Genomic DNA, 2720 nt, shown 5'->3' with positions numbered 1-2720 from the left:
CGCTTCGCTGGGGCGCCGGGCGCTCGTCGACATCGGATTGCGCCAACGCTGGGTGTGCTCGATCAGCCTGTTGGTGAAGTCCTGGCTCGCCTCGGGAACGGCGGCACGGCGAAGCCGTTCGAGGTACTGGCGTTCCCGCAGGACAGCGGCGTGGCATTCAGAGCATTGCTGCAGGTGGCCGGGGGCTCGGCTGTGCCGGATATTTCCCCGAGTCAAACCACCGCGTCGTCCTTTCAGCAGACCCATCGGCGACTAAAGGAGGCCGGCGATGCGCGGCATCTTAAGGCGCGGCTTGCGGGCCTGGACCGGACGCGGATCCCGGTGCGCCAGTTTTTCGCGGAGCATTGTCCGGCCGCGGTGGATGCGGGACCTGACGGTTCCCAGCTTCACGCCGAGCGCCTCGGCAACTTCGTCGTAGGAGAGGCCTTCAAGATCGCAAAGCACGACGGCGGCGCGAAAGTCCGGGGGCAGTTCTTCCAGGGCGCGCTGGACGTCGAGATCGAGGTTGTTCAACTCGAAGCTCTGCTCGGGACCGGGTTCATGTCCAGGCAGCCGGGATTCGGCGTCTTCGGCCAGGGCATCGAATCGGATACGGCTTTTCCGACGGGCCTGGTCGAGGAAGAGATTGGTGGTGATCCGGTGCAGCCAGCCGTCGAGTGTGCCTGGCTTGAAGTTTTCGAGCGAACGGAAGACCCTGACGAAGACTTCCTGGGTGAGGTCCTCGGCGTCGAACTTGTTTCCGGTGAGCCGGTAGGCAAGGCGGAAGACCTTGGCGGAGTGGTTCTCCACCACTTCTTCCCAGCTTGGCCTGACCCATTCTTCGGCTGGCGGGGCCGTGTCGGTGGAACCCAGGACTGCTGCCGTTGCCTGGACTGGCGCAGCACTTGATGCCCGCATCGTCCGCTCCCCTCAAACTGTTTGTCATCCTGCCGGTCACTCAGGAGTTCGTTGCCGGCCCTCACTTGGATGGCTGGATATACATCATCCCAGTGTTGCCTGAGATTTTGCTGATCGCAGGCAGGCTTTTCCCGCAGAGCGAACATCATCCGGAGGAAGCCGGAGAGACACAGAATTGCGGGCCGCAGGCATCCGGGCTGGGCGGCCCGTAGCCAGTAGTCTGGAAGGAATACCCCTCTGCCTGGAAAGCGAACCCCCATGAGTGCCGACAAGTCAACCAGCTGGTCCTATGCAGAAGATCTGCCTGCCGAGGACGACGTGTTGCTTCGCGCCCGTGAACGCTCCTTCGAGCTGGGCGTTACTCCCGTCAGCCCCGGCGTTGGCGCCGTCCTGACAGTCCTGGCCGCGGCGTCGAAGGCACAGACGGTTGTGGAGGTCGGCTCCGGGGCAGGGGTCTCCGGCGTGTGCCTGCTGCGCGGCCTCAGCCCGCAGGCCGTCCTGACCACTATCGACGTCGACGTCGAGCACCTCAAGGCCGCCCGCGAGGCCTTCCTGGAATCCGGCAGTCCGGCGAACCGCACCCGGACGATCTCCGGCCGTGCGGCCGACGTTTTGCCGCGCCTCACCGACTCCGCATACGACCTCGTGTTCATCGACGCCGACAAACCGAACTTTCCCGGTTACGTTCAGCAAGCCATCCGATTGCTCAAGTCGGGCGGAACATTGGTCATCAATGACGCGCTGGACAAGGACAAAGTTTCCAACCCGGCTGCCAGGGACAGCACCACCGTGGTGTTGCGCCAGATCGGCAAGGCCATCCGCGACGACGAACGGCTCTCGTCAGCGATGCTTCCCACGGGAGACGGATTGCTGGTAGCGGTCAAGAAGTAGCTGGCCCTCGTTCGCCTTCAGGCTTAAACATGAAAGCAGGGCGCCGGCTCTTCTGCCGGGGCCCTGCCCAGTGAATCTATTCGGTAACGCCTACGAGGCATTCCTTGAGGTTCGCCGCCTCTGCTGCGTTGAGCTCGACCACCAGCCGTCCTCCGCCTTCGAGCGGCACACGCATGATCAGGCTGCGGCCCTCTTTGGTTACTTCCATAGGGCCGTCGCCAGTACGTGGTTTCATAGCCGCCATTAGGAAAATCCCCTCCAGTTGTCCCAAATCCCGCCAACCCGGCCGGGTTGGCTCCGCGTGGAATATACGGCGTCGACAGTCATGGCAGTTCAGTCGTCGTCGCCGGGCACCCGAGGGTGCCTTTGTCCTTGCTTGTGTCCATTATCTCGTAATTACCCGCCCGTAGCTAATTGATGGACTTTTCCCGCCGGGCCGTGATCGCGCTTGAACTGGCGAAACGACGCGGAGGCATCACGGAGGATAGTCGCCGCCGCCCGGCAACTGCGCCCACGCCCACAGCCAGACGATCCATACGATCTGGAGGAGGAAGAACATGACCACCACGGTGCCGCGGTAAGCCTTCGAGCGGGACAACCAGGCCGTGCTGAGCGCCAAGGGGAACAAGGGCAAGAGCATCCGGAACGTGCTCGTCTGGGGGTGCAGGAAGACCAGAAGATACCCCACGTAGCACGTGCACCAAAGCCTCAGTTCGGTGCCGAGGGCCCGGACAGGTTTGCTCAACATCAGCAGGGCAAAGAGCGCGACGAAGACGAACGGCGCGAGAATGCCGAGTACCGGCCCGAAGAGCATTTGGCCGGTCTCGAACCATGGCTTGAACGGAACAAGGTCGTCCCCTCGCCAAACAGTTTCGGTCTTGGTGTAGGCCAGCGGATCCCCCGTGACCGCCCAGGCGATGGCCGGCCACGCG

At 63.3% G+C, this 2720-nt stretch carries 3 protein-coding genes and 2 pseudogenes; 1 reads left to right on the top strand and 4 read right to left on the bottom strand.

Annotated features, from left to right (window positions below):
• A pseudogene (locus AHiyo1_RS25360) lies at positions 1-216 on the bottom strand (hypothetical protein); the annotation flags it as partial.
• 36 nt (positions 217-252) lie between these two features.
• Positions 253-897: an RNA polymerase sigma factor SigE gene (sigE, locus tag AHiyo1_RS02305; RefSeq protein ID WP_059387491.1), complete on the bottom strand. Its 645-nt coding sequence runs from the start codon at positions 895-897 to the stop codon at positions 253-255.
• 258 nt (positions 898-1155) lie between these two features.
• Between sigE and AHiyo1_RS02295 the strand changes: the two genes are divergently transcribed.
• Complete coding sequence (locus AHiyo1_RS02295) at positions 1156-1788, top strand: O-methyltransferase (RefSeq protein ID WP_059387489.1); 633 nt, start codon at positions 1156-1158, stop codon at positions 1786-1788.
• A gap of 76 nt (positions 1789-1864) precedes the next feature.
• Here AHiyo1_RS02295 and AHiyo1_RS02290 read toward each other — a convergent pair whose 3' ends face one another.
• Both AHiyo1_RS02290 and AHiyo1_RS02285 read right to left on the bottom strand, forming a co-directional pair.
• Positions 1865-2032: a DUF3117 domain-containing protein gene (locus AHiyo1_RS02290; RefSeq protein ID WP_009357720.1), complete on the bottom strand. Its 168-nt coding sequence runs from the start codon at positions 2030-2032 to the stop codon at positions 1865-1867.
• Between the two features lie 231 nt (positions 2033-2263).
• Positions 2264-2720 (bottom strand): annotated as a pseudogene (locus AHiyo1_RS02285) (hypothetical protein); the annotation flags it as partial.

Source organism: Arthrobacter sp. Hiyo1, assembly GCF_001263615.2.
In the GTDB taxonomy this organism is placed as follows: domain Bacteria; phylum Actinomycetota; class Actinomycetes; order Actinomycetales; family Micrococcaceae; genus Arthrobacter.
Note: the sequence above shows the minus strand (reverse complement) of the source record. Positions and strands in the feature narration are given on the sequence as shown.

Coding starts and splice junctions, on each gene's coding strand:
- sigE (WP_059387491.1), bottom strand. CDS start 897: ATGCGGGCATCAAGTGCTGCGCCAGTCCAGGCAACGGCAGCAGTCCTG.
- AHiyo1_RS02295 (WP_059387489.1), top strand. CDS start 1,156: ATGAGTGCCGACAAGTCAACCAGCTGGTCCTATGCAGAAGATCTGCCT.
- AHiyo1_RS02290 (WP_009357720.1), bottom strand. CDS start 2,032: ATGGCGGCTATGAAACCACGTACTGGCGACGGCCCTATGGAAGTAACC.